Below are 24,241 nucleotides of genomic sequence, written 5' to 3' on the forward strand. Positions count from 1 at the left end.
AATTTACTTAAAAAACCGCATCTTAACTTATTGTAGTGTCAGCCCTAAACGTTGCCAATCGATATCTCCATCGTGTTTGGAAAACCAAACCTGCCGCGCTTTGCCGACCACATCACTTAAGGGTACTGTACCAAACTCCCGTGAATCCGTACTGTGACTGCGATTATCCCCTAATACAAATACCTGTCCAGCAGGCACAATAAATTCACTGTCTTTAAAACCTTCAGTCTGTTGTTGCCATTGTACCTGCCACATTTTAGTGTCAACACTTTCTGTGATTAAACCTTGTTGAGCGGCTTGAGTCAGTGCTTTACCATTAATACTAATCGTTTGTCCCTGTAGCTGAATTTTATCATTGGGCAAACCTATAATACGTTTGATGTAATAACGTGAACGATCATTAGGATAAGTAAAAATCGCTATATCGCCGCGTTGCACCGCACCTTCACAATTCGGGCAGTTATAACATTTATCTGCAAATAATAAATCACCCTGTTTAAGCGTTGGATTCATACTGGCAGACGGAATATAAAAGGCTTCTACTTGATGAGTACGAATATAAGCTGACAATAAGGGAAATATGATCAGATTACACAGAATAAACACCCACCAATACACGCTACTGTATTGCCATGTTTTTAATTGGTAAGTCTTTAAAGACTGAGCAGTACGCCACGCATCCCACATCCCATAAAACCATATCCCCAGCACAGCCAACAGACTAACCACTAAGACAGGCAACATTAATCCATTGGGAAGATATAAGGCAATGAATACCATCATGGGCAAAGTAAGCAGACTAAAAATCAAATACAGCCATAACGCTTTATTCACTTGTCCATTATAAAGCTGTCCAAACCCTGGTAGAACCAAAGACAGGAGTAAAGCAAATAAGGGGCGGCGAGGTTTAGGCGTATCGGGTAGTTCGGTCGCAAACATAAACATTTCCTTAGTAGTGTGATAGTGGTTTATACCGCTTACTAATACAAAAGTTACAAGCTTTAACCTGCACTACTGACTAACCAAATACCAAACATAAAACCCAAGACTTGCTCTAAACCAAGCGCCACTGCACCTAATAAGGCTAACCATTGCAAATACTGCCCTGTTTTTTTCACAGGCTGCGGTAGGTAAGTAATACGTTGCATGACAGTTTGCGTGAAAGTTGCAGGTGGTTTCATTAAGGTTTGCGCTAATAAATCATCTAAGGGGTCGTGTTGGGGATTCATGACAACTCCAAGTAAGTGCGTAATTGTTGCTTAGCACGATGTAATCGAACTTTCAAAGCTGATTCGCTACAACCTTCTAATTCAGCAATGGTTTTTAAATCTAAACCTTGCACATAAGCTAAGGCTAAGGCGCTGCGATCCGCCAAATTTAAACGGGTTAAGGCTTGTTGTAGGCGTTGTTGCTGTTGCTGAGTAGAGAGTTGTTCGGCAGGTGATAACGTGGAACTGATAGCCTCGGGTGTATCATCCCCCATAGCTAGCTCATATTGATGATGGCGTTTATCCCATTCATTCAAGGCTAGACGATGGGCAATCGTGAATAACCATGTGGAAAATTGTGCGCGTTTAGGATCATAGTCACCTAAATGCTGCCAGACACGAATAAAAGTTTCTTGCGCCAGCTCCTCGGCCTGAGCCTGACTAAAACCCATACGCCCCAAATAGGCAAATAAACTACCTTGGTATTGATCAACAAGTGGTGCAAAAGCTGCTCGATCGCCTGTTAAGACCCGCGCAATTAAGGTCGTACTATCCACCTAGCCATTCCTAATAGGTTATTACTACGCATACCGCTAGGTCGGCAGAAAGTTACAGGAATAAGCATTAAGCGTTGGTATTTAGGTCAAGAAATTTAATTTCACGTCATCCATTTAGCATCTATACTTAAATTTATGCTGCAACAAGAGGAGCTTGAATATGCATGTGGTTAAAACGCTTGCTGCTACCGCCAGTTTATTAATTGCTATGTTGAGCAGTTATCCGGTACAAGCAGGCAATATGTGTCCCATGGATGCCAAAAGATGCCCTGATGGTTCTTATGTGAGTCGTGGGCCCAATTGCGCTTTTAGAGCTTGTCCTACTTATACTCCTAATCCGCCACCCGCGAGACGCCCCCCCCCCTACAGACCACCCATGCGTCCCCCTCGTTACATACCCCCGCCACACGTTAGACCTTATCCGCCTCGACCACCAGTGCGGGGCTGCACACGTGATTTAAGGGTTTGTCCGGGAGGTGGAACAGTAGCGCGTAATCCATTACGACAATGTAATTTCAACCCTTGCCCACGCCCACCGTATAGACCGAATAGCCGCGGGCGCTAAGTTCAACCAAAGCCAACTCGCTTATAAGGCTGAGTTGGTTTTTCGGGTAAAATATGGCGTTTAATTCAAACGCCCCCAGCACTCCGCCAATATTTTTGCTGAAATCAATCCATCATACTGTTGAAAATCTGGAATTTGAACGCATTCAAGGATTTTGGCTTGCTGCTCACTAAGCTTGCCACCATGTTTTTCTAATTGGGCCAGCGCAGCCGCTTGAGCCAACTCTTGTGCTTGCTGGAGTGCTAGGACTGGAGTGGCGCAATAATGCGGCTCGCCTAGGCCATGTAAATGATAGCCATCAGGTTCGGCCTTAGTAATACTGACTTGCACTTGGGTTTTGATTAAACCTACGGCCGCGCCCACTGCATTCGCCACGTCGCTGAAACGTGGAATATGGGTTTCACAAGCTAGACGCTGACCAATCTCAGGATAAAACACCGGCGCAGGCCCACCGACTGCCACCAAGGGCAAGTCCGGCTTAAACGCCAAGTGTAAATGACCTAATTGGCGCTTACCTTGTGCCACGCGGCTCACCAGTTCATCCTCAGCAGCAAACGCAACCCCTGCTAGATGACTGAATAATAGCTGCGTGCTTTTGGTGACTAAAGCATGAATAATGTCACGCGCAAACGCTTGGGATTCAGCCTCTTGTTTTTGCTCATTAAAAGAAATTTTTCCATGCGCACGCCCTACCATTAAACAAGCTAATTCAGCCACGCGTTTTGACCATTGTGTTTGCAAACCCAAGACATGAGCAGCATCACTTGGCGTAAACCCAGCGATTTGCACCAAGCCACGCTCATATAAACGCTTCAAACGTAAGCGATCCCGCACGGATCCGACCACACGCGACCAAGCTTGCGGCTCATCACTTAAGTCATTTAACAGCGCTAATTCGGCAGCATTCAGATCCTCAGGAATGCTTAAGGTTTGATAGGCTTGCGGACGCATGACAAATAAACTAGCAATCCCCAAGCCGCGTGCCTCACTTAATTCATGCTCTAAACTGGCCTGCACGGAAGGCCATTTTGCACCAATCAATGAAACCGGAACAATCCGATTAGCTTTTAATAGCACGCGACCATCATGGGTAATCTCAATTTCGCTATCACCCCCTAAGCCTATGGTTTGCATATCAATAGCTTGAACCATCGTGCGGTATTGCCCCACCATCGCACCTTTTTGATTGAGCGCGGGCCAACCTTGTAAAACCGTCGCAACATCGGTAGTGGTTCCACCAATATCTGAAATCAGAAAATCATTGAGACCCGATAAAAAACTCGCCCCAATCACACTGGCTGCTGGCCCCGACAAGATAGTCTCAATCGGTTTTTCCATCACACTATCAGCCTTCGCCATAGAGCCATCCCCTTTCACCACCATCAAGGGTGCGGCAATGCCTTTGGCTTCCATGACAGTTTGTACGGCCTCCACTAAAGCGACAATGAGGTGAATAATACGGGCATTGAAAGCAGCCGTCAGCGCACGGCGGGGACCATTTAAAGCAGCGGATAATTCATACGAAGCGGTAACAGGTTTGTTAGTTTTTTGACGAATCAGCTGCTTGGCACGTTGCTCGTGGGCAGGGTTACGCACCGAATACACGGAAGCCACTACATAAGCTTGAATCGAACTCGGTAAAGCCTCCAATGCACGCAGTAAAGCGTTCTCATCCAAAGGATGAGCTTCTTCGCCATCATAGCGATGACCACCCTGCACACGAATAATGGGTGTTTGCGGCAAGGCATGGTGTAGCTCAGTACGCTCTACCATAGTCGCATCAAAACCAATTAAGACCACGGCAATCGCAGCACCTTGACCCTCGACTAAAGCATTAGTGGCTAGGGTGGTGGACAAGGAAACGAGGGCAATATCCGAAGCAGAAACATTCGGCGCCGCAGCAAAGACTTTTTCTAAAGCCTCAATAATCCCTATCGATAATTGCCCTTTGGTAGTTAAAGCTTTAGCAGAGGCAATAATGTCTCGCGTCTTTGGCTGCAAAATGACCGCATCGGTATAAGTGCCGCCGGTATCAATTCCAATATGATAAGCCATCGCTACGCTCTTCTGCGCCGCCGTTTGCCTGTATCGGATTCAACCACTTCTTTCGCAGCGGGTCGCTCGACCACGCTAAATAAATGGGGAAACGGATCAGTCTTATGGGGAAATGCCATTGCATCGACGAAGTATTCTTGAAATTTAGGCTCCACCGCTGTTTCAATTTTCTCAATCGATAACACGACCTGCTCAATTTGACGCCGTGCTGCCTGATTCAATAAAGCAATGCGAGCGCCCGTGCCAGCCGCATTACCGGCTGAAGACACTTGCGCTAAGGGGCAGTCTGGAATTAAACCCAAAACCATGGCGTGTTTAACATCAATATGGCTCCCAAATGCCCCCGCCAAACGAATCCGCTCAACCTGCTCAATCCCTAGTTTATCCATCAATAAACGCACACCCGCATAAAGCGCCGCTTTGGCTAATTGAATCTGGCGTACGTCATTTTGAGTAATACTAATCAGCGTCCCTGTCTCATTCTGCGGCTGATGTAAGACATACGACCATGTCCTTTGCTGCGGCACAATGCGCGTCGTTGTTTCAGCCAAACTGCCATCAATCACACCGTCGGTGCTAATAATCCCCGCCAAATACATCTCGGCAATGACTTCAATAATGCCCGAGCCACAAATACCATTCACGCCAATCTGCGCTACAGACTCGGCAAATCCTACTTCATCTGACCAAAGATCAGAGCCAATCACTTTAAAGCGTGGCTCTTTCGTCACAGGATCAATTCGTACCCGCTCAATCGCCCCCGGAGCTGCACGCTGGCCGCAACTGATTTGTGCGCCCTCAAACGCAGGGCCGGTGGGACTAGAACAAGCGACTAAACGTGCCCGATTGCCCAAAACAATTTCTGCATTCGTCCCGACATCAACTAAAAGCGTCATGGCAGTTTGCTCATAAGGCTCTTCCGCCAAGACGACACCGGCTGCATCCGCGCCCACATGACCGGCAATACACGGCAAAATATAAGCACGTGCATTGGGGTGCGTTTGAATTGCTAAGTCTTTAACCGCAATCTCCACGGCTTCGTTGGTAGCCAAAGCAAAAGGTGCTGATCCTAACTCCACCGGACTAATCCCTAATAGCAAGTGATGCATAATGGGATTAGCGACAAAGCTCATTTCCAGAATATCGTTTCGCTCAATGCCAGCTTTCGTGGCTAGTTCGCCCACTAAATCATCCAAGGCGTCACGCACCGCACGACTCATGGCCTGCGTACCGTCAGGCTGCATCATCACATAGGACACGCGACTCATCAGATCTTCGCCAAAGCGAATTTGCGGATTCATGCGGCTAGCAGAAGCTTTCACTGTCCCTGTCAATAAATCACATAAGTGCAAAGCAATGGTGGTTGATCCGACATCGACCGCTACCCCAAACGCCTTATCACGAAAGCCGGCCCATGCAGCTATAATCGTTTTCTGCTGATACACTGCTACGGTGAGTGCGCGTTTGCCGTCGTTTAAAAGGGGCTGTAATTGTTGTAAAACCGATAATTCGCAGCGTAACTCTTTTAGATGCCAATCCTGCTCCAACGCTTCATACACCCGCTGCAAATCACCCTTAGGATGATGCATATCCGGTATTTCTACTTCGATATAGCAGAGTTGGATAGCGCTATCTAAGACAATATCACGTGCTTCCGCTTCTTTTCGCACCAAAGGCTGATGCACTTGACTATCCGGCGGCACATCAATCACCACATCCCCTTGTAGGTAAGTGTGACAACTTAAACGCCGTCCCTGTAATAACACCGCACGACGCTTCTCATAACGCTGTTCGGTTTCGGTAAACGCATTCAGATGTTCTAGGCTCGAACGAATACCCAGCTTAGGAAAATCACCTTCCATACATAACACTTGGCAACGCCCACACAAGCCGCGCCCGCCACAAATCGAATCAATATCGATCCCCAACTGTTGTGCTGCTTGCAGTAAAGGCGTGCCTAGTGGAAATTCACCACGCCGCCCTGAAGGCATGAATACAACCTTCGCAGTTTTAAGCGTCATGTTTTATCCTTTTTATTTCGTTATTGTGCTCTTCTTCTGCGGCGACCTTCACGCTCGCCACGCCCTTCCCCTTCCGGCAAAGGCTCACGGTATAGGCGAATCCAATTCATACAATCAGGATCGTGGCCTAACATCACATCCGCGCCTTTGACAGCCTGCAATACTTCAGCATGCAGTGGATTGGTAATTGCTGAAGTCATACCAGCACCCATCGCCATAGTTAAAAAGGCGGCATTAATGCCATTCCGATTAGGCAGGCCAAAGCTAATATTCGATGCACCGCAAGTCGTATTCACTTTTAACTCTTCACGTAAGCGACGCACTAAGGCCATCACTTGTACCCCTGAATTATTAATCGCACCAATCGGCATCACCAAAGGATCAACCACGATCCGATCCCGCGAAATACCATGGTCTGCTGCGCGCTCGACAATTTTTTTCGCTACTTCAAAACGCACATTAATATCTTGTGAAATGCCGGTTTCGTCATTCGAAATAGCAACCACGGAAGCATTGTATTTCGCGACTAAAGGCAATACGCGCTCTAAACTTTCATCTTCACCCGTCACCGAGTTAACTAAGGCTCGTCCTTGATAGACCGCCAATCCCGCCGCAAGCGCATCAATAATGGAGGAATCGATACACAAAGGAACATCGACCGTGGACTGCACCAACTGAATCACTTCAGCCAAAATACGCGGCTCATCTGCTAAAGGAATGCCCGCATTCACATCTAACATTTGCGCACCTGCTTGTACTTGCGCTAAAGCATCGGCTTGCACACGGCTGTAATCACCGTTTTTCATTTCCTCGGCAAGAATCTTACGACCCGTTGGATTAATGCGTTCGCCAATGATAATAAAGGGGTGATCAAAGCCAATTTTGACTTCTTTCTTAGCAGAAGTGATAAGGGTTGTGGTCATACAGCTAACTCCTGAGTGGCGGGTGATAAACTAGAAGATGAGGCGCTAGTTTCTACCAGTCCCGGATACCAAGGCTTACGCCCTTCTAAAGCACCCGAACGTTCGACAATCTCTGCCACATTATGCTCCTGACGATAGGCCATAATGTGGACGCCATGCACACCCTCTAACTCGCGGGCTTGTTGAATCATTTCAATACAAATATTTAAGCCTTCACGTTTTTGATCTTGTGCGCCTTTTAAGCGCTGAATAATAGTATCTGGAATATGCACACCGGCTACATTGGCTCGAATCCATTCGGCGGTTTTCGCGGAAGCCAGCGGCCCTACTCCCAATAAAATAAATACTTTCTTATCCAGCCCCATGTCGCGCACTTGTTGCATATAGCGCTCAAACATCGGCATATCAAAGCAATATTGGGTTTGAATGAATTGCGCACCCGCAGCAATTTTTTTGGCGAGGCGATAGGGGCGATAATCATAAGGGGGAGCAAATGGATTCGCAGCCCCACCTAACATGACACGTGGCGGGCTGGTTATTTTACGTCCACTCAGAAAACGGCTTTCATCACGCATCGTGCGAATAGTTTGCAAGGCCGTCATACTATCCAAATCAAACACGGGCTTAGCATCCGGATGATCACCGGCCTGTACCCCGTCACCACTTAAGCAAAGGATATTGCAGACACCCATTGCCGCAGCGCCCAGCACATCCCCTTGAATGGCAATGCGATTGCGATCACGACAAGAAATCTGCATCACCATCGCATAACCTTTGCGTGTTAACAGTGAGCACATGCCTACACTCGACATATGACAATGCGCCCCTGAACCATCCGTCGCATTCATGGCATCGACATAGCCATCAAACAAGCGGGCGCGTTGGTAGACCTCTTCAGGATCTGCTGAGTCTGGGGGTGCAATTTCAGTGGTTATCGCAAAATGCCCAGCACGTAAAACACGCTCTAAGCGCCCGGGAGAAACGTGCTGGGGTAAAATAGGCAGATTCTCGCCCGCTGGTGGCTCATCTGCATAAGAAAAAGGGGGTAACTGTGCACGCTGTAGACTAGGACTCATGATTTCATCTCACGGATACGCTGTTCCGCAGCACGTAACCAAGCAGATTTACCTTTTAAACGCCAATCCAAGGCTGGTTGCAGAATGTGAAGCGCTTGTTGCTCAGTCCGAAGTTGTTGCGTACCTTGCCAAGCCACGACCCAGACACAATCCATTTCCGGTTTGACTTCACATTTACCATTGGCGCGCACCCCACCACAAGGACCATTACGAATCGTTTTAGGGCAATTCATCGGACAGGACATACCCGTCGAACCCAAAGTACATTGCCCGCAAGATTGCGAATCAAACAGAAAGCGTTTAGTCGGTTGCTCCACAAATTTCATAAGGGGCTGCTCGACTTTGCTTAAACCCATACGCTGGAAATAAGGATAAAGCTTGACCAGACTACGCTCTAACCATTCATAGGAATGTTTCAAACCGCGTGCATGACGCGCTGACCACTGTCGCATCGTATACATTAGCGCTCTCCTCCTGCTATTGCTTAAGCGTCTGGCTTTAGGGCATGATTACGAATAAATGCTTCTAGTTTTTCATGTGGAAAATCGGCTTCAATGAGTGCCACTTGAGCTTTAGCGCACTCATCTAAATCACCTTCACACTCCATTTCAGTACGTTCACGCCGCCATTCTTCGATATAAGCCGCAGCATCTGCCTTACGCGCCCGCATCGCTGCGCGATCAATGGCATCTTGAAAACGCTCGGACAACAACGCCTTCGCTTTAGTGCGCCCACGCCTTAGTAGTACCTGCGAGGGAATATCACGCCAATAAATGATGACTTTCTCGATCATAATGTCTCTGTACTAACTGTTGGAGTGTGCTTGCTAACTCACCATATCCGCAATGCACGTGTTCAAACGCTAAACCTAAATACGTTGCCGCTTGTTGGGCAAGCTGCAAAATCTGCGGATCTTCCGTTTGCGATAAATACACCACACGCTGATAATGGCGAAACAATTCGTCTTTCAAAACTGGATAACGATCCAACTTAAAACCTTGAATCACCAAACGCTCAAAATGCCGTGCTAAAAAATCGGTTAAATAAAAACTACCGAGTTCTTGTTCCACCAATTCCGCAAACTTCGCCTGACCTGCATAAAAGGCATAACAGTGGGCACCGGCTAAACGCTCTACCTTTTCTTGTACTAATACACGATCAATCCCACCGCCCGTACCACAATCGGCATAGGCGACAAATATCTGCTCGTAGTGCGCTTTATACTGTTGAATGGCTGCTTGTAAACGTGCTGGTATCTGCTCAGGATGGTTATGCAAATCCGCGTCTAGGTAATGCAGATGCATAAACTCCCAAGCATTTACTTGCTTTAGCGTCTTGATTTCGCGCGCCAATGCGCCACAAGCAATGACCATCAACGGCTTAAGCATACACGTCCTTCCTACTTACTAGGCCACACGCTAGCGCACTCCTTAATGTTAAGGAGTGACTTGAATACTCACAGGATTAAGCGGCGCGACGTTGCTGAACTAAAGCCGAGCCTGTGCTAGACGCTGCTGCCGCATCACGACAATAAGCATCTGCGCCTACGGCCTTGCCAAACTCCTCATTCAAAGGTGCACCACCTACCAACACGATATAATCATCACGGATGCCTTTCTCAACCATGGCATCAATCACCACTTTCATATAAGGCATAGTCGTGGTGAGGAGTGCTGACATACCAAGGATGTCTGGTTTATGCTGCTCGAGGGCGGTCAAATAATCATCAACGGAATTATTAATTCCAAGATCAATCACTTCAAAACCTGCACCTTCCATCATCATCGTAACGAGGTTCTTGCCAATGTCGTGGATGTCACCTTTTACTGTACCAATCACCATTTTACCGACCGGCTTTGCACCGGTTTCCGCTAGGAGTGGTCGGATGATGGACATTCCACCTTTCATGGCATTGGCGGCTAACAACACTTCCGGCACGAATAAAATACCATCACGGAAGTCGACACCGACAATACGCATCCCTTCAACCAATGCTTCAGATAGCACCTTATCCGCTGGCCAACCACGATCTAACAGGATACGGGTACCTTCTTCGATTTCCTCTTTCAAGCCGTCATAGAGATCATCGTGCATCTGCGCCACTAACTCATCATCGGGCAAATCCGCAAGAATTAGCTCATCATCATTGTCATCAGCCATATCTTCAACCTCAGGAAATTAATAGTCTTTGTCGGGTGCAGCCGCTTTACGTTTGGCAATAAATTCTAGTAACGCTTCATCAATCGCGGGATCTAACGGTGGCTCCTCATAATCTTCCAGCATTTTTTTCCATTGTTTGTTGGCACGCTGAGCTGCATCTTGCTGGCCTTCTTCAGCCCACTGCTCAAAGCTATTATTATCCGCAATGCTAGAGCGATAGAAGGCTGTCTCAAAATTAGCCTGCGTATGCACATTACCTAAGAAATGCTGTCCAGGGCCACCGGTGCGGAAGGCTTCCATCGCCAAACCATTCTCACTCATGTCGACACCTCGTAGCAGCACCGCCATCATATTCGCCTGATCCGAATCCATGATGAACTTCTCGTAACCCATGACTAAGCCACCCTCCAACCAGCCTGCTGTGTGTAAAACGAAATTCACACCCGCCAGCGCAGTCGTCTGTAAGGTATTAGCGGCTTCATAGGCCGCTTGTGCATCCGCAATTTTTGAAGCACACAAGCCACCACCACTACGGAAGGGTACGCCCAAGCGCCGCGCTAATGCGGCAACGGTATACATAACCAAACTAGGCTCTGGCCCACCAAAAGTGGGAGCACCGGTTTGCATCGAAACCGCACTAGAGAAAGTGCCAAAAATCACCGGCGCCCCCTTACGCACCATCTGCGCAAACGCCATACCCGCTAAAGCTTCCGCCAGAATTTGGGTGGCCGTGCCTGCCACGGTCACGGGGGACATTGCGCCCGATAGAATGAAGGGAGAAATTAAGCTTGCCTGATTGTGACGCGCATAAACCTTTAAGGCACCTAACATGGTGTCATCGTAGGTCAAGGGTGAATTTGCATTAATTAAGCTTGTGGTCACACAATTATCATTAACGAAAGCATCACCAAACACGATTTTTGCCATATCCACAGTGTCTTGCGCACGTGAGGCGTGAGTGACCGAACCCATGAAAGGTTTATCGCTGTATTTGATATGGCTATAGACCATATCTAAATGGCGCTTATTCACTGGCAAATCCACTGGTTCGCACACCGTACCACCTGAATGGTGCAGCCCCGGACTCATATACGTCAGCTTGACGAAATTGCGAAAATCCTCAATGGAAGCATAGCGTCGACCTTTATCGAGATCTCGCACGAAAGGTGAACCGTAGGCAGGCGCTAAAATGGTACGCTTACCGCCAATAATGGTGGTGCGCTCAGGATTACGTGCGTGTTGGGTAAATTCGCGCGGGGCGTGTTGTTGAATGAGGGATCGGCATAAGCCACGTGGAAAATGTACGCGTTCACCTTGAACGTCAGCCCCGTGTTCGCGCAGTAATTGTAGTGCCTCAGGGTCATCGCGAAAATCAATACCAATTTCTTCTAAGATGGTATCGGCATTCTGTTCGATTTGGCTTAATGCCTCATCACTCAGCACTTCAAAATAAGGAACTTTCCGCTCTATAAACGGTACTTGCTCTACTTGAGAGGCATTACGAGCCGCTCGCTTTCCACTGCGACCGCCTCCGCCACGTCGCCCTTGTCGTTCACTCATATGGCCTCTCCAGAGTTAGATGATTTGAGCATAGTAAGTCTGATTGACTGATCAGTCAATCACTGCGACGCCGTGAACTACGGCGATCCCGACCACCGCTAATGGAGCCACCCTCAACGCTTAAATCACCTGCTAATTGCGCCTGTGCGCCTTTGGATACACTGCCCAAATCTTGCACGATCACATCCAAACTTGGCTTAGCTTGCGGTTTATGATTATCCATCGCTTGGCGCATGGCTTTAATGTGCTGTGGCGTAGTGCCACAACACCCACCAATAATCCGCGCGCCCGCATCCATGGCTAATTCAACATAACGCGCCATCAACTCCGGCGTACCGTTATACACTACTTTGCCATCCACATATTCCGGAATACCACAATTGGCTTTAGCAATAATAATGGGTTCGCTTTCACCCGCCGCGTGGGCAGCATTCATAAAATTCAAGACAGTTGCCACCACCTCTGAAGCGCCCACACCGCAGTTGGTGCCACAAGCAATCGGATGCGGCTTCAAAACCGGCTGTAAATGAATAATATCCGCTGCCGTCAAACCCATCATGGTTCGACCATTCGTATCAATACTAAGCGTATTGACTACTGGCAAACCCACGCGCCCAACACCTTCTACGGCCGCCTCAACTTCTTCACGCGACGACATGGTTTCAATCCAAAATACATCCACACCCCCAGCCGCTAAAGCACGCGCCTGCTCTTCAAAAATATCAGCAGCTTCGGCTTTAGTCAGCGGACCATTCGGCTCCAAAATATCGCCCGTAGGGCCAATCGAAGCCCCTATTGCAATAGTGCGTCCCGACTTAGCAATTTCCTCTTTCAGAATGGTTGCCGCCGCTATATTCAACTCGGCTACACGATTTTCTGCTTGATGCAAGGCCAAACGACGCCGATTACCACCAAAAGTATTGGTGAGAATAATGTCTGAACCCGCTTCCACATAAGAGCGATAATGTGCGGCAATTTTCTCGGGAAATTCTGTATTCCATAGTTCAGGCGCATCACCCGTGGTCAAGCCCATGCTGAATAAATTAGTTCCGGTTGCCCCGTCTGCTAATAAAAAGGGTTTTTCTTCTAATAAGCGCAAAAATACATTTAAGCGCAAAAATACATTCGACTGCACCATGTCACCTCATTTGGTTAATTTGCTCCCTAGCATTCTGGCATGAACTACGGCTTTAGCTAAGGGCTTTTTCAGCAGCTTAAAATTCATTGACTGATTAGTCAATCAATGATGGAATGTCGCAAAGCTAAAATTAGGAGGAGAATAAGATCATCATGCACCACCAAACTGATATTGAAATCGCCCGTGCTGCCGCTAAAAAACCCATTCAAGAAATTGGCGAACAGCTCGGTATCCCACACTCAGAACTATTACCCTTTGGGCACGACAAAGCCAAAATTTCCGCTTCCTTTATCGAATCCCTACAAAATCGCCCTAATGGCAAACTCATTTTAGTGACGGCTATTTCACCAACGCCTGCGGGTGAAGGAAAAACGACTACGACGGTTGGCTTAGCGGATGGTTTGCAGGCAATTGGTAAGAAATCCGTCGTTTGTATTCGTGAAGCTTCACTAGGCCCGTGCTTTGGGATGAAAGGGGGTGCGGCTGGTGGCGGTTATGCACAAGTGATTCCGATGGAAGACATTAACCTGCATTTCACCGGTGACTTCCATGCCATCACCAGCGCCCATAATTTGCTTGCCGCCATGATTGATAATCATATCTATTGGGGAAATAAGCTCGAAATCGATCCACGCCGTGTGGCTTGGAAACGCATCATGGATATGAATGACCGATCCTTGCGCGAAATCGTTATTTCCTTAGGGGATGCCACTAATGGTTTCCCGCGCCAAGCGGGGTTTGACATTACCGTGGCTTCGGAAGTGATGGCGATCTTATGCCTGTCTAAGGACTTGAAGGATTTGCAAGAGCGCCTTGGGCGTATGATTGTGGCTTATCGCCGCGACCACTCGCCTATTTATGCGAGCGATCTAAAAGCAGATGGCGCAATGACCGTATTATTGCAACAAGCCATGCAACCTAATCTGGTACAAACCCTAGAAAATACACCCGCCTTTGTACATGGCGGCCCTTTCGCGAATATTGCCCACGGCTGTAATTCGATTATAGCTACCCAAACTGCCTTAAAATTAACGGATTATGTGGTGACTGAAGCAGGTTTTGGGGCTGACTTAGGTGCTGAAAAGTTTATTGATATTAAGTGTCGCAAAACGGGTTTAAAACCGGATGCCGTCGTATTAGTTGCCACTGTACGCGCCCTTAAAATGAATGGCGGCGTGACCAAAGAGAATTTAGGCCAAGAAAATCTGCCAGCTTTACAAAAAGGCTGCGCTAACTTGGGTCGCCATTTAGAAAATTTACGTAATTTTGGCTTACCCGTTGTGATCGCGATTAATCATTTTAGTGCGGATACTGAGGCTGAAATTCAGGCGGTACAAGCTTATGCGGCGGAACATGGCGCGCAAGCCATTTTGTGTCAACACTGGGCAAAGGGCTCCGCAGGTCTTACCGAGTTGGCTAAGCAGGTGGTGGCAATGACTGAACAACCGCATCACGACTTTCATTATTTGTATCCCGATCATTTAGCTTTATTTAAAAAAATTGAAACCATCGCCAAGCAAATTTATCGGGCTGATGAAGTCTTAGCAGATCAAAAGATTCGCGATCAGTTAAAACGTTGGGAAGAGCAAGGCTATGGGCATTTGCCCATTTGCATGGCGAAAACACAATACAGCTTTACCACCGACCCTGATCGTCGTGGTGCTCCCAGTGGACATTCCGTGCCGGTACGCGAAGTCCGCTTAAGTGCTGGCGCAGGTTTTATCGTGGCGATTTGTGGCGAAATCATGACGATGCCCGGTTTGCCCAAACTACCGGCTGCGGAGCAAATCCACTTAAATGAACAAGGGGAAATTGAGGGATTATTTTAAAACATCAGCAGGGCGTTCTATCTTTATCCTAGACCACTCCTACAGATAAGCTAGAGGGTATTAAAATACACTCTAGTAAAACTAAAAGTGCTATTTATAGGATGGCTGCATCAGTGCGTTTGTTTACTGCAGGATATAAAAGATTTATGAATCAGACAAGCTTTCCTCCCCCGTTTTTATCCAATGATCTATAATAGCCTCCCAACCTGACTGATTGGGAATTTTTCTCAAATAGTCAAGAAAAACTGAAAAAAAACTTTCAAGCATCGATTTTAATTCAGTGGTTGATAGCGTTTGTGTTTCTGGATGAGGAATCCATGCCGTAAGCGAATTGCATTTAATGACCCACTGTCCCTCAACCGAAGGCTTGAAGTTAATATAGCGTTCTACACCCTGCTCAAATAAATCAAGATTAAAAACCTCACTTCGCTCAATCCCAAGCAATGCCTGAGGTAACTGAGGAACTAATGTTGCCAGATCCGTCCGGATATCTACTGGCCAGTCATTATCACCAAAACCACTTATCCTAAAACGACACTGTTCTTGCTCACTGATATAAGCGCACAAATAATGCACCAGTGAGACAATACTATCCAACTCGGAATCAAATGTAGGTAGCGTGCTCGGGAATCTAGCTTCAGACAATGCTAGCTGAAAGTTCACATTTTTCATTCAATCGCCTTTTTTACCAACGAATGAGAATCTAAGCACGGCTAGGCTGTACACATACCAATACTCTTTGAAACCAAGATTAGTCGTAATGCCTCAAAAATTTCGTCATTTTGGAGTAATTACCTGACATAAACCAGCAGAAATTCTTACTGCAACTGCCTCATTGCCAGTTCAAGGACTCATAACAGCTAGAAACTCAGCAGCGTGCTAGTTGTGGCTCCACTGTCCTCAGCCCTGTGGAGGTTTATTACTATGACGTCTAGCTCTATCTTTGAGCGCTTCAGTTCTCTTAGCGCCTGCACCGTGATCGCTAAAAGTATGCCCGAATTGTTTTTGGCTTTTCCAATTAAATATCTCTGTACATATACCCGCATTATGCGCCAACACCATTGTACTGCTCACCTGTAAACAGGTAGAGGTTCACTGTACTGTCTCTGTGCAAGCGAATACCCCGTTCCAAGGCTTCGTAGTTTTAGGAGTCGAAACATTTATTAATCGCATGTTCTTCAACGCTTATGAGGTATGACCAAACTATGTATTAAGACTTAAGACCAAATTCAACCGCTTATCTACTAAATATAAACGCCCATCCAATCCTGCTAGGTTTTATTGGATTTTTTTAGGTTATTGCAAGTCCATAGTTTAATAATCATTAGCTTGCGACCTTACCAAAGCCTTACGAGGATACCCCCATGAATCCACGATTCGCGCCCTTAGCGGTATTAATTGTTACTTTGACGACTGGATTTAACTCATTTCCTAGCTATGCGGATAACCTATCTAATGTACAAGTACCTGCTAGTGCTAGCGATTTAGTAAGGATCTTTACGCCCCGCGATGAAGAAGATGAGGAGTTAGACACAGAAGAGTTGTCAGAGACGGAGACTGTTTCGGTTTATCCGAAAGTGGCAAAAGACCCCAGTAATGATGCCTTTAACGATATGCTTAACCTCATGGCGGCAGACCCGCATTACCTTAGTGAAGGTGATGTGCGGCGGATGGTGCAATACTTTGAATGGGCGCTCGAAGTTCCTTTGATCAATTCTGAGCGGAATGAGTTGCGTGAGCAAATTATTGCGGAACATGACAAAGATGGTGGTCAAAGTAGCCGTGCTTATCAGTTTTTATCCAGAGGGGTAGGGACTAAAATTGGCAATGTGTATTTCGATGCGCTTTCCAACCCTTTTGATGAATGGCAACGCCGTGATTTACAACGCGAATATTTACCCTTATTACGCCGCGAAGCTAAGAATGGAGATGGTTTAGCGCAATGGCTAATGGGGCGTTATGACGAGGTGCAACCGCCATTGACGGCTGGAAAAGATGCGCTGCGCCCACAAGTCGCTAAAGTTTATGTCGAGCATGTGGTGTTTGCTTTAAATGAAATTGCGGGCGCTAAACCAGAAAAACCGATTTATAAAGTAACGCCTGAATTACAAATAAAAATAGCTCAACAATTGATTGCTGCATGGTCAAGTTTAGATAAAGCCAAACGGCAGGAGTTATTAGATTTACCCTTTGTGTGGGCGAATACCGTTAAAGCATGGCCTACTAAAAATGAAGCTGAAAAAACGCAAGCTCGTATTGTGTGGGGCAAGCAGTTTACGCCTTTATTTACTGAATTAGCTCCAATACATAAAGCACGGGTAGATGCTTATGAAAAAGCCGAAGCAGAGGCTAAAGCTAAGCAATTAGAACGCGAAAAAACTGAAGCTAAACGTGTTGCTAATTTAACACCTGAACAAAAAGCAGCAGAGTACTTAGCTAATCAGCAATTAATGCACGCGATGATTTCTAATCAAATGCAGGCCAACATGCAAATGCAGCAGCAAAATATGCAGGCATTAAGCAATATGCAACAAAGCTGGCATAATACGAATATGAATATTATTAATAATATGAATAGTACTTGGACTTATGAGTATGTGTATAAATAGCGAAGTAGCCTACAGGCTCGTCACAGCAGCTTACCTCTTCATAAATAGGGGCAGCGATCCGTTGTCTCATTGGGCTAACATTTCACTTAGCCGATAGCAAACATAATACGCCTGTAGTTTACTAGCCTTAATACAAGTTTTTCAGTTACGCTGGATGTTCTCACTATCACTAGCCTGATGAGTTTCCCACCTGTTTATGCCTAGCTTACCTCTCTCTTTCATTGTAGCGTTTTTACTGCTTATTTTACTGTTACGCTTTAGCAAGATGCTGGGGACTCACCGTCAGTATTGGTCGATTTATATCTTTTTGCTATTGCTGATAGGTATGAAGATCGTAGTGGGATTTCGTTGGAGTTCTAATCATGAACTACTACGCACACTCCAGCCGTTGCTAGCTGTGCTATTACCTAGTTTGACGTGGTATCTGTTCAATCAGTTACGTAATGCAAAACCTGCTAGGTGGCTACATAGCTTACCGCTATTATTAATGCTAGGCGCTTGGCAATATTGGCATGAAGCTGTTGATGTTATTATTGTTTTCACCTATTTGGCTTATGGTTTTGCTCTAATAAGCTTGGCGCTGAAAACGCCTGATCAATGGGTCATGTCACGGTTTGATGCACTTCCCTTTTTAAACAAAGCCGCCGCTACTGCGGGTATCCTTTTTATGATTTCCGGTCTAGTCGATACCATCGTCGCGTTTGATTTTGCATGGTATCAAGGTCAACACGCGTCCACCGTGATTGCTACCTTACATGCGCTCATGATTGTAATACTAGGCTGGGTAATTGCATGGATGGGGTATACGACACCGCCCTTTAGCACAAACGAAGCACATCGTGCAGCCCCCAAAACGCTCAAGGATGAAGCGGTAGACCCTGACCCACAGCAAGCGCTTGATTACCAATTACTAATCAAGCAATTAGACAGTTTATTACGCACGCAAGCCTTATACTGCGATCCTGATTTAAGTCTAAATCGCTTAGCTCGCAAACTGGGGATACCTGCACGTACTGTTTCTGCCGCCGTGAATAGCGTACTGTCTTGTAATGTTTCGCAGTTAATTAATGCTTATCGGGTTGAATGTATTACGCAGCAACTTGATCAAAGCGAGCAGAGCATTACCGAAATTATGGGCAATTGCGGCTTTCAAACTAAATCTAATTTTAATCGTGAATTTCGCCGCCTCACGGGTATGAATCCCAGTGAGTGGCGCAAACGTGCAGTGAAAACTCCGTTTGAAATGACTAAGGCTTTGACAGTTTCAAAAACTGACTGACTTTAGTAATGATTTGCTGGTGAATGTGAGCACGATCAGTACCTACGGGATCGGTACAAATGGGGTCATCTTGTTCTTCGCGTAACAGCTCTTCGCCTATCGGTTTACACTCTGGTAAGAAAGTAAAGTGATAGGCAGGTGCGAACACACTATACTCAGCTTTTGGAATAAGTTTAACTATATTGCTACCTGTTTCAGCCATATCGGTTGTTTTCCAACGTTGTGCAGTCGTACCCAGATTAATCAACAGCATGGGTATTTTTATAGCTTGTAAACTGTCAGGCAGCGCTGCATAACCCATACCCGGCTCGATAACTACCATTTGACTAAAACGATGTTCGCTTAAATCCTGTTCCCAGCTATCCGGCAATTGCTGAAGATCAACCTGTTCTTTGTTTAAAAACGCGCAATCAGGTTCTTTAGGCAAACGCTTACAATGCAGGTGATAAGCTTTTCGATCAAAACGCACACCTGCTAAGGTCAATGCTGTTGTACCACCCAGTGAGAAACCCAACATGCTGATGTGTTGTTCATCAATAAACGGGGCAATCTTGGAATCTTGCAAAAGGTGATCCAAAGCAGCTTTGACATCATTGGCACGCTGATCAAAAAGAATCATACCGCGTGCGGAACTGTCTCCTGTGGTCGTGCTTTGATGATTAAGGAGCATGACTAGTGCACCTGCTTGCGCTAAGCCATTAGCTAACCACGCTAAACCCGCCATATGCCCACCCGATCCATGTGAAATAAGGACTAGGGGATGTTTTCCTTGAGCTATTGCCGCATGGTTATAAGCCGACCGACCATAGAAAATACGATTTTCGCCAATGGTGAGGGTTTCAGAGGGGGCAGCGGCGGGATACCAGAGCGATGCTTCAATGGGCTTAGAGCGATGTTTAGCAGTGAACGTGAAACTTTGATAAGCAGCCAGATCAGGTTTTGCCGCATCTGCCGCATAAGTGGGTGCGATGAGGCAAACGGTAATAAGGGCTATTTTTATTAAAGTAGTTAAGGGGGTTTTGCAGTTCATGAGCCACTCGGTTTAGTTGATTAAGTGGCTTGAAGTTAAGCTGGAGCGGACATAGTTGGCGACCTAGAACGTGATTTAGGTCGCGGGTTTAGTTACTCCAACAGGCTATGGGTCATTCCGGCTAGGGTAAATTGTAACACTCAGCTTTGCATGAGTTGTTTGATGCCTGCAATAAAGTCGGCATCATCTTTCTGTTTTCGCTCATTGAGCAGTTGCTCTGCATCAGCTCCCGCTCGAAAACGTAAGCGCTTGCTATCTTCATTAGCTGCCTGCCAAATGACTTCTGCCACGACTTCTGGCGCAGAAGGCTTAGCGGCTAGTTTTCCGAATAGCTTGCCCATGGCTTCCACAGTAGGCATATATTCAGGCAAGTTCTCATCCATCGCGAAATCAAAGGAGCTGCCACCGAAATTGGTTTTGATCATGCCCGGTTCAACAATGCGTACCTGAATACCGAGTGGCTCTAGTTCATAGTGTAAGGCTTCAGACAGACCTTCGACGGCGAACTTTGTGCCATGATAGAGCGTGCCGAGTGGGAAGGTGATCTGTCCCCCAATGGATGAAATATTGATAATCGTGCCAGATTTATTTTTACGCATATGGGGTAGCACAGCTTTGGTTACTGCCAATAAACCAAGCACATTGGTATCAAACTGGCGGCGGATGCGTTCCATTGAAAATGCTTCTAGTGCACCATAAGCCCCATAACCAGCGTTATTCAGTAGCACATCAATCTTGCCAAAGCGCTTAATCCCTTCTGCAACAGCGGCAGAAATACTAGCTGCATCAGTTACATCAAGTTGCGTTATCTGCACATGATCTAATTGACCGAGTTCAGCACCATTGGCGGGATTACGCATAGTAGCGACCACATTCCAGCCTTTAGCTTGAAAATAGCGAGCTGTAGTTTCACCAATACCCGATGAAGCACCCGTAATGAATATAGTTTTCATGGGTTTTTCCTTAGGCGTTTAAGTCGAGCATTTGTTCAATGCCGAAATTAGTGAACACTGAGCGGGTAATATCGTGTAGTTCTGCATTATAGCGTTCGATATAAGAGCCGACACCCGTATAATCGACTACTGTGCGGAATGGTTTTTGGCCAAAAGGCAGCGCTAGCAAGGAGACAACCGCTTCGGCGATGCGCTCAGGACGTTGTTCAGGCATAGCTTCCAGCATTTGCGCTAGTCCAGCGGCAGAAAAAGCAGGCACGGCTGCAAAATCGCCATATTGTGCTTCACGGATAGGATCATTGACCTGAATCAGATCATTAAAAAAGGCTGTGGGCATTGCGCCAGGTTCAATAATACAAGATTCAATACCAAAACCCGAAAGCTCACTTCGATAGCACTCGACAATGGCTTCTAATGCCCATTTTGATGCGGAATAAGTACCATAGAAGGGTGTAGCAATGCGCCCAATCAGACTGGATGTATAGAGTACCGTACCACGTCCCTGACTGCGCAGATGGGGTAGTGCAGCACGCATAACCCGCTGAACCCCCATGACATTGACCTCAAAAACGCGGCTCATCGCCTCAGGTGACATGAGTTCTTGAATGCCATAAGAACCAATGCCCGCATTGTTGAACACAATATCTAATCCATCCAGTTGCGCAATGGCTTTAGCTACCCCGCGTTCGGTGCTATCGGTGTCGGTGACATCCATTTCAATAATAGTTGCACCTGCGGCTTCGAGTTCAGCCACAGCCGCTGCATTTTTGCCCTCACGACTACGCACACTGCCTGCCACCGCATAGCCTTTTTCCAATAAGGCAAGCGCAGTCGGTTTGCCAAAACCGCCTGCAATGCCTGTGATTAGAATCTTTTCCATGCTTTACTCCTTTGAGATTGATAAGAGCATAATACTGGTAGGGATGGTGTGATTCTTTCTGTTTACTCCTGATTTTTTGCCTAATCCTCCAGAAAGCATGATTTTTTGCAAAATAGCGTACTGCATCATGTTATGGTTTATGGCAGTATCATAATGGAGAAAATAATGACAGCACAGGTACTATTGCAGTGTGTATCAGACCTGCTGACTAATGCAGGCGTGCAGCAAGGTATGCTGTTCCATGAAAGCAGCGGAACACATCTATTAAGGTATCAAGCTAGTAGCGGATTAAATTCAACGGTTTATCATCCCTTGCTTTGTTTAGTCCTACAAGGCGCTAAGCAGGTCGGAGCTAGTGACAAAATGCTGACCGTTCGTGCGGGGCAATCCGTGATAGCGAGTCATACCTTGCCAGTGGTTTCTCGTATTACTGAAGCCTCGCCTGATTTGCCTTATGTAGCGCTGGTTTTTCCGCTGGATCTTGATCTATTGCGTTCCTTGTCTCCTAGTATTAGTGGGGTGCAGCTCTCCAGCAAACGCTCTAAGGATTCCTTTTCAATTTGTCGTTGTGAGACGAATCAAGACATAGAGGATGCCTTGTGTCGCTATTTTTCCCAATGTCGCAGTGACGCTACCCGAAACTTATTAGCACCTATCACACGGCGAGAAATCCATGCACGCCTATTATTGAGCGAACACTCCGAGATGCTACATCGATTGCTGTGGCATGAAAGCACCGCCAGCCGCATTTTTCAGGCAACACAGGACATTCAAGCGAATCTGGCGAAAAATATTGCGATTGGCGATTTAGCCCAACGGGTTGGGATGAGCAATTCGACGTTTTTTGAGCAATTTAAAGTGGTGACCGGAACCTCACCGCTGCAATATCAGAAGGAATTGCGCCTACTGCACGCCCGTGATGAACTGCATACCCCCAGTGCTAAGGTATCAGAGATAGCATTTGCCGTGGGGTATGAAAGTTTGGCGCAGTTTTCGAGGGAGTACACCCGTAAATTCGGGCGATCCCCCAGACAAGATCGCCAACTGGCGCATGTCGCCTAAAATGTGGAGAGGGTGTAAAAATAGGATTTAAATTATCTACGACAAGGCCAGCCAATAAGCCGCTATTGCCTGTTTCTTGATCGCTTGATCCGTCTCGCGTTGCACATGCCAATCCCAACTCAAGAGTGCAAAGGCGGCACAGAACCACGCTAAATCAGGCAAGGCGATTCGGGGTGCGAGTAACTGAGCTTTATCTTTATCCCAACCATGCTCCACAATAAGGCTCGCATAATCCCATTCTGCCACCATCAGTCGCGCATAATCCCAATCAATCAACCACCAACGCTGCCCATCCTGTAGCCAATTGCCGGGATTAAGATCGCTGTGTACCGGCACTAAAGGCAAATGGGCATAATCACGCTCAGTAGCCAGTTGCAGTAAACGTTTGGCAGCATGCACGAGCGGCGAATGAGGCGCATGACTAAGGCCCGTTAATAAGTTTAAGCTCGCAATATCCGGCGCTTGCCCATCAGGCAGCGACCAATCCAAACCACTATCATGTAAGCGCTCTAATAACTCGCGAATCGCCGGAAAGTCTGCCGTTTGTAAAGCTTGTCGATCACCCGCATCCGCCAGCCACATAATCCCCACTTGCTCATCCAAGCCTAATAAAGCAGGTGCTAAGCCCAATTGCTCCGCTTGTTGGTGAAGCTTGATGCTATGAGCCGGATGCGTGGCTAATGGACATAAACCGGCGGCTAAACTGTGATTGGCTAGGCGAATCACCGAGCGATAAGGTGGCTTACTGGCTTCCACAAGGAAAACAAAATTGGTGTAGCCGGATAAGGGCGTGAGTTGGGTGTTAGGGAGACCTTGTTGGGCTAGCCAATTTTGGGCTTGTTGTTGGGGTGTTTGCACATTTGACAGAACTTTCATAAACGATGGGCACTGCCTTTGGTGATGTCCCAGCCCATGTGCTGGGAAAGCGATTCGACCAGTACGGGAATATCGGCTTCGGGGATCTTGGCAGCGGCGGCAGCTTCAAGAATATGTTCTTGGCTTATGGGTTCTTCAGGGTTTAAATAACCCAATCCTGATCCAAATTGTGGTATGAATGAAAAGACTAGCTGGCCAAAAATTGAGTGTTCTTTAGCATAAGTCCTAGCGGCAACCCCATTTCTGTAAATCTGTAACCTCAGCCAGGCTTGGGCTGCCAGATCTGACCAGTGCTCAATAAGCTGCTCTGAAGCGATTTCGCGTACAAACTCATCAATATCCTCTAAGGCACGCTGTTGCAAGAGTATTCGGGTTTGATCATCGGGCCATTGTTTAACAAGTTGCTCTAAAGCGGTGCGGCGCACCTGATTATTGGTATCCTCTACAGCACGTTGTTGCA

24 protein-coding genes are annotated in these 24,241 nt (G+C 46.8%); 5 read left to right on the plus strand and 19 right to left on the minus strand.

What is annotated here, in order from left to right; translation table 11 throughout:
- Window positions 1-27 precede the first annotated feature (27 nt).
- From lepB to A3IE_RS0110865, 3 genes are all read right to left on the minus strand, one after another.
- Window positions 28-939, minus strand: a complete 912-nt coding sequence (lepB, locus tag A3IE_RS0110855; protein WP_020395648.1) for a signal peptidase I — start codon at window positions 937-939, stop codon at window positions 28-30.
- 62 nt (window positions 940-1,001) lie between these two features.
- On the minus strand, window positions 1,002-1,229 hold the full coding sequence (locus A3IE_RS0110860; protein ID WP_020395649.1) for a hypothetical protein: 228 nt from the start codon (window positions 1,227-1,229) through the stop codon (window positions 1,002-1,004).
- Window positions 1,226-1,765, minus strand: coding sequence for an RNA polymerase sigma factor (locus A3IE_RS0110865; protein ID WP_020395650.1), 540 nt, complete (start codon window positions 1,763-1,765; stop codon window positions 1,226-1,228). The genes A3IE_RS0110860 and A3IE_RS0110865 overlap by 4 nt, the downstream gene beginning before the upstream one ends.
- A gap of 160 nt (window positions 1,766-1,925) precedes the next feature.
- On the opposite strand from A3IE_RS0110865, the gene A3IE_RS22710 reads away from it, so the two are divergent.
- Complete coding sequence (locus A3IE_RS22710; RefSeq protein ID WP_110721460.1) at window positions 1,926-2,330, plus strand: hypothetical protein; 405 nt, start codon at window positions 1,926-1,928, stop codon at window positions 2,328-2,330.
- Window positions 2,331-2,390: 60 nt separating this feature from the next.
- Here A3IE_RS22710 and A3IE_RS0110870 read toward each other — a convergent pair whose 3' ends face one another.
- From A3IE_RS0110870 to bmt, 10 genes are all read right to left on the minus strand, one after another.
- On the minus strand, window positions 2,391-4,385 hold the full coding sequence (locus A3IE_RS0110870; protein ID WP_020395651.1) for a hydantoinase/oxoprolinase N-terminal domain-containing protein: 1,995 nt from the start codon (window positions 4,383-4,385) through the stop codon (window positions 2,391-2,393).
- Window positions 4,386-4,387: 2 nt separating this feature from the next.
- On the minus strand, window positions 4,388-6,406 hold the full coding sequence (locus A3IE_RS0110875; protein ID WP_020395652.1) for an ASKHA domain-containing protein: 2,019 nt from the start codon (window positions 6,404-6,406) through the stop codon (window positions 4,388-4,390).
- A gap of 20 nt (window positions 6,407-6,426) precedes the next feature.
- Window positions 6,427-7,329 carry a methyltetrahydrofolate cobalamin methyltransferase gene (locus tag A3IE_RS0110880; protein WP_020395653.1) on the minus strand — a complete coding sequence of 301 codons (903 nt, stop codon included), beginning with the start codon at window positions 7,327-7,329 and terminating at the stop codon, window positions 6,427-6,429.
- Window positions 7,326-8,405: a methylenetetrahydrofolate reductase gene (locus A3IE_RS0110885; RefSeq protein WP_020395654.1), complete on the minus strand. Its 1,080-nt coding sequence runs from the start codon at window positions 8,403-8,405 to the stop codon at window positions 7,326-7,328. Before A3IE_RS0110885 ends, A3IE_RS0110880 begins: the two co-directional genes overlap by 4 nt.
- A complete protein-coding gene (locus tag A3IE_RS0110890) occupies window positions 8,402-8,866 on the minus strand; it encodes a methylenetetrahydrofolate reductase C-terminal domain-containing protein (protein ID WP_020395655.1) in 465 nt (154 codons plus the stop codon). Before A3IE_RS0110890 ends, A3IE_RS0110885 begins: the two co-directional genes overlap by 4 nt.
- A gap of 23 nt (window positions 8,867-8,889) precedes the next feature.
- Window positions 8,890-9,198 carry a virulence factor gene (locus A3IE_RS0110895; RefSeq protein WP_020395656.1) on the minus strand — a complete coding sequence of 103 codons (309 nt, stop codon included), beginning with the start codon at window positions 9,196-9,198 and terminating at the stop codon, window positions 8,890-8,892.
- Window positions 9,167-9,793 carry a DUF1638 domain-containing protein gene (locus tag A3IE_RS0110900; protein WP_020395657.1) on the minus strand — a complete coding sequence of 209 codons (627 nt, stop codon included), beginning with the start codon at window positions 9,791-9,793 and terminating at the stop codon, window positions 9,167-9,169. The genes A3IE_RS0110895 and A3IE_RS0110900 overlap by 32 nt, the downstream gene beginning before the upstream one ends.
- Window positions 9,794-9,869: 76 nt before the next feature.
- Window positions 9,870-10,565: a corrinoid protein gene (locus A3IE_RS0110905; protein ID WP_020395658.1), complete on the minus strand. Its 696-nt coding sequence runs from the start codon at window positions 10,563-10,565 to the stop codon at window positions 9,870-9,872.
- Between the two features lie 18 nt (window positions 10,566-10,583).
- A complete protein-coding gene (locus A3IE_RS0110910) occupies window positions 10,584-12,125 on the minus strand; it encodes a trimethylamine methyltransferase family protein (protein WP_020395659.1) in 1,542 nt (513 codons plus the stop codon).
- 55 nt (window positions 12,126-12,180) lie between these two features.
- A complete protein-coding gene (bmt, locus tag A3IE_RS0110915; protein ID WP_020395660.1) occupies window positions 12,181-13,263 on the minus strand; it encodes a betaine--homocysteine S-methyltransferase in 1,083 nt (360 codons plus the stop codon).
- Window positions 13,264-13,415: 152 nt separating this feature from the next.
- On the opposite strand from bmt, the gene A3IE_RS0110920 reads away from it, so the two are divergent.
- On the plus strand, window positions 13,416-15,092 hold the full coding sequence (locus tag A3IE_RS0110920) for a formate--tetrahydrofolate ligase (RefSeq protein WP_020395661.1): 1,677 nt from the start codon (window positions 13,416-13,418) through the stop codon (window positions 15,090-15,092).
- 144 nt (window positions 15,093-15,236) lie between these two features.
- Here A3IE_RS0110920 and A3IE_RS0110925 read toward each other — a convergent pair whose 3' ends face one another.
- The gene (locus A3IE_RS0110925) at window positions 15,237-15,764 is read right to left on the minus strand and encodes a hypothetical protein (protein ID WP_020395662.1); all 528 of its coding nucleotides are present in this window, start codon (window positions 15,762-15,764) and stop codon (window positions 15,237-15,239) included.
- A gap of 692 nt (window positions 15,765-16,456) precedes the next feature.
- Between A3IE_RS0110925 and A3IE_RS0110935 the strand changes: the two genes are divergently transcribed.
- Window positions 16,457-17,701, plus strand: a complete 1,245-nt coding sequence (locus tag A3IE_RS0110935) for a hypothetical protein (RefSeq protein ID WP_020395664.1) — start codon at window positions 16,457-16,459, stop codon at window positions 17,699-17,701.
- Window positions 17,702-17,897: 196 nt separating this feature from the next.
- Entirely contained in the window at window positions 17,898-18,980 is a 1,083-nt protein-coding gene (locus A3IE_RS0110940; protein ID WP_020395665.1) for a helix-turn-helix domain-containing protein, read from the plus strand.
- On the opposite strand, the gene A3IE_RS20470 is transcribed toward A3IE_RS0110940, so the two are convergent.
- The 3 genes from A3IE_RS20470 to A3IE_RS0110955 form a co-directional block, all read right to left on the minus strand.
- Window positions 18,949-20,010: an alpha/beta hydrolase family protein gene (locus A3IE_RS20470; RefSeq protein ID WP_020395666.1), complete on the minus strand. Its 1,062-nt coding sequence runs from the start codon at window positions 20,008-20,010 to the stop codon at window positions 18,949-18,951. The genes A3IE_RS0110940 and A3IE_RS20470 overlap by 32 nt on opposite strands.
- A gap of 140 nt (window positions 20,011-20,150) precedes the next feature.
- Window positions 20,151-20,963, minus strand: coding sequence for an SDR family oxidoreductase (locus A3IE_RS0110950; RefSeq protein WP_020395667.1), 813 nt, complete (start codon window positions 20,961-20,963; stop codon window positions 20,151-20,153).
- Window positions 20,964-20,973: 10 nt separating this feature from the next.
- On the minus strand, window positions 20,974-21,843 hold the full coding sequence (locus A3IE_RS0110955; protein ID WP_020395668.1) for an SDR family NAD(P)-dependent oxidoreductase: 870 nt from the start codon (window positions 21,841-21,843) through the stop codon (window positions 20,974-20,976).
- A gap of 165 nt (window positions 21,844-22,008) precedes the next feature.
- Here A3IE_RS0110955 and A3IE_RS0110960 point away from each other — a divergent pair, with 165 nt between their 5' ends.
- Window positions 22,009-22,905, plus strand: coding sequence for an AraC family transcriptional regulator (locus tag A3IE_RS0110960; protein ID WP_020395669.1), 897 nt, complete (start codon window positions 22,009-22,011; stop codon window positions 22,903-22,905).
- Window positions 22,906-22,941: 36 nt separating this feature from the next.
- Here the strand turns inward: A3IE_RS0110960 and A3IE_RS0110965 are convergent, their stop codons facing one another.
- Both A3IE_RS0110965 and A3IE_RS0110970 read right to left on the minus strand, forming a co-directional pair.
- On the minus strand, window positions 22,942-23,781 hold the full coding sequence (locus A3IE_RS0110965) for a phosphotransferase (protein WP_020395670.1): 840 nt from the start codon (window positions 23,779-23,781) through the stop codon (window positions 22,942-22,944).
- A partial coding sequence (locus A3IE_RS0110970; protein ID WP_026154891.1) for a hypothetical protein occupies window positions 23,778-24,241 on the minus strand: 464 nt, incomplete at its 5' end. The genes A3IE_RS0110970 and A3IE_RS0110965, both read right to left, overlap by 4 nt.

Source organism: Thiolinea disciformis DSM 14473 (assembly GCF_000371925.1).
In the GTDB taxonomy this organism is placed as follows: Bacteria; Pseudomonadota; Gammaproteobacteria; order Thiotrichales; family Thiotrichaceae; genus Thiolinea; species Thiolinea disciformis.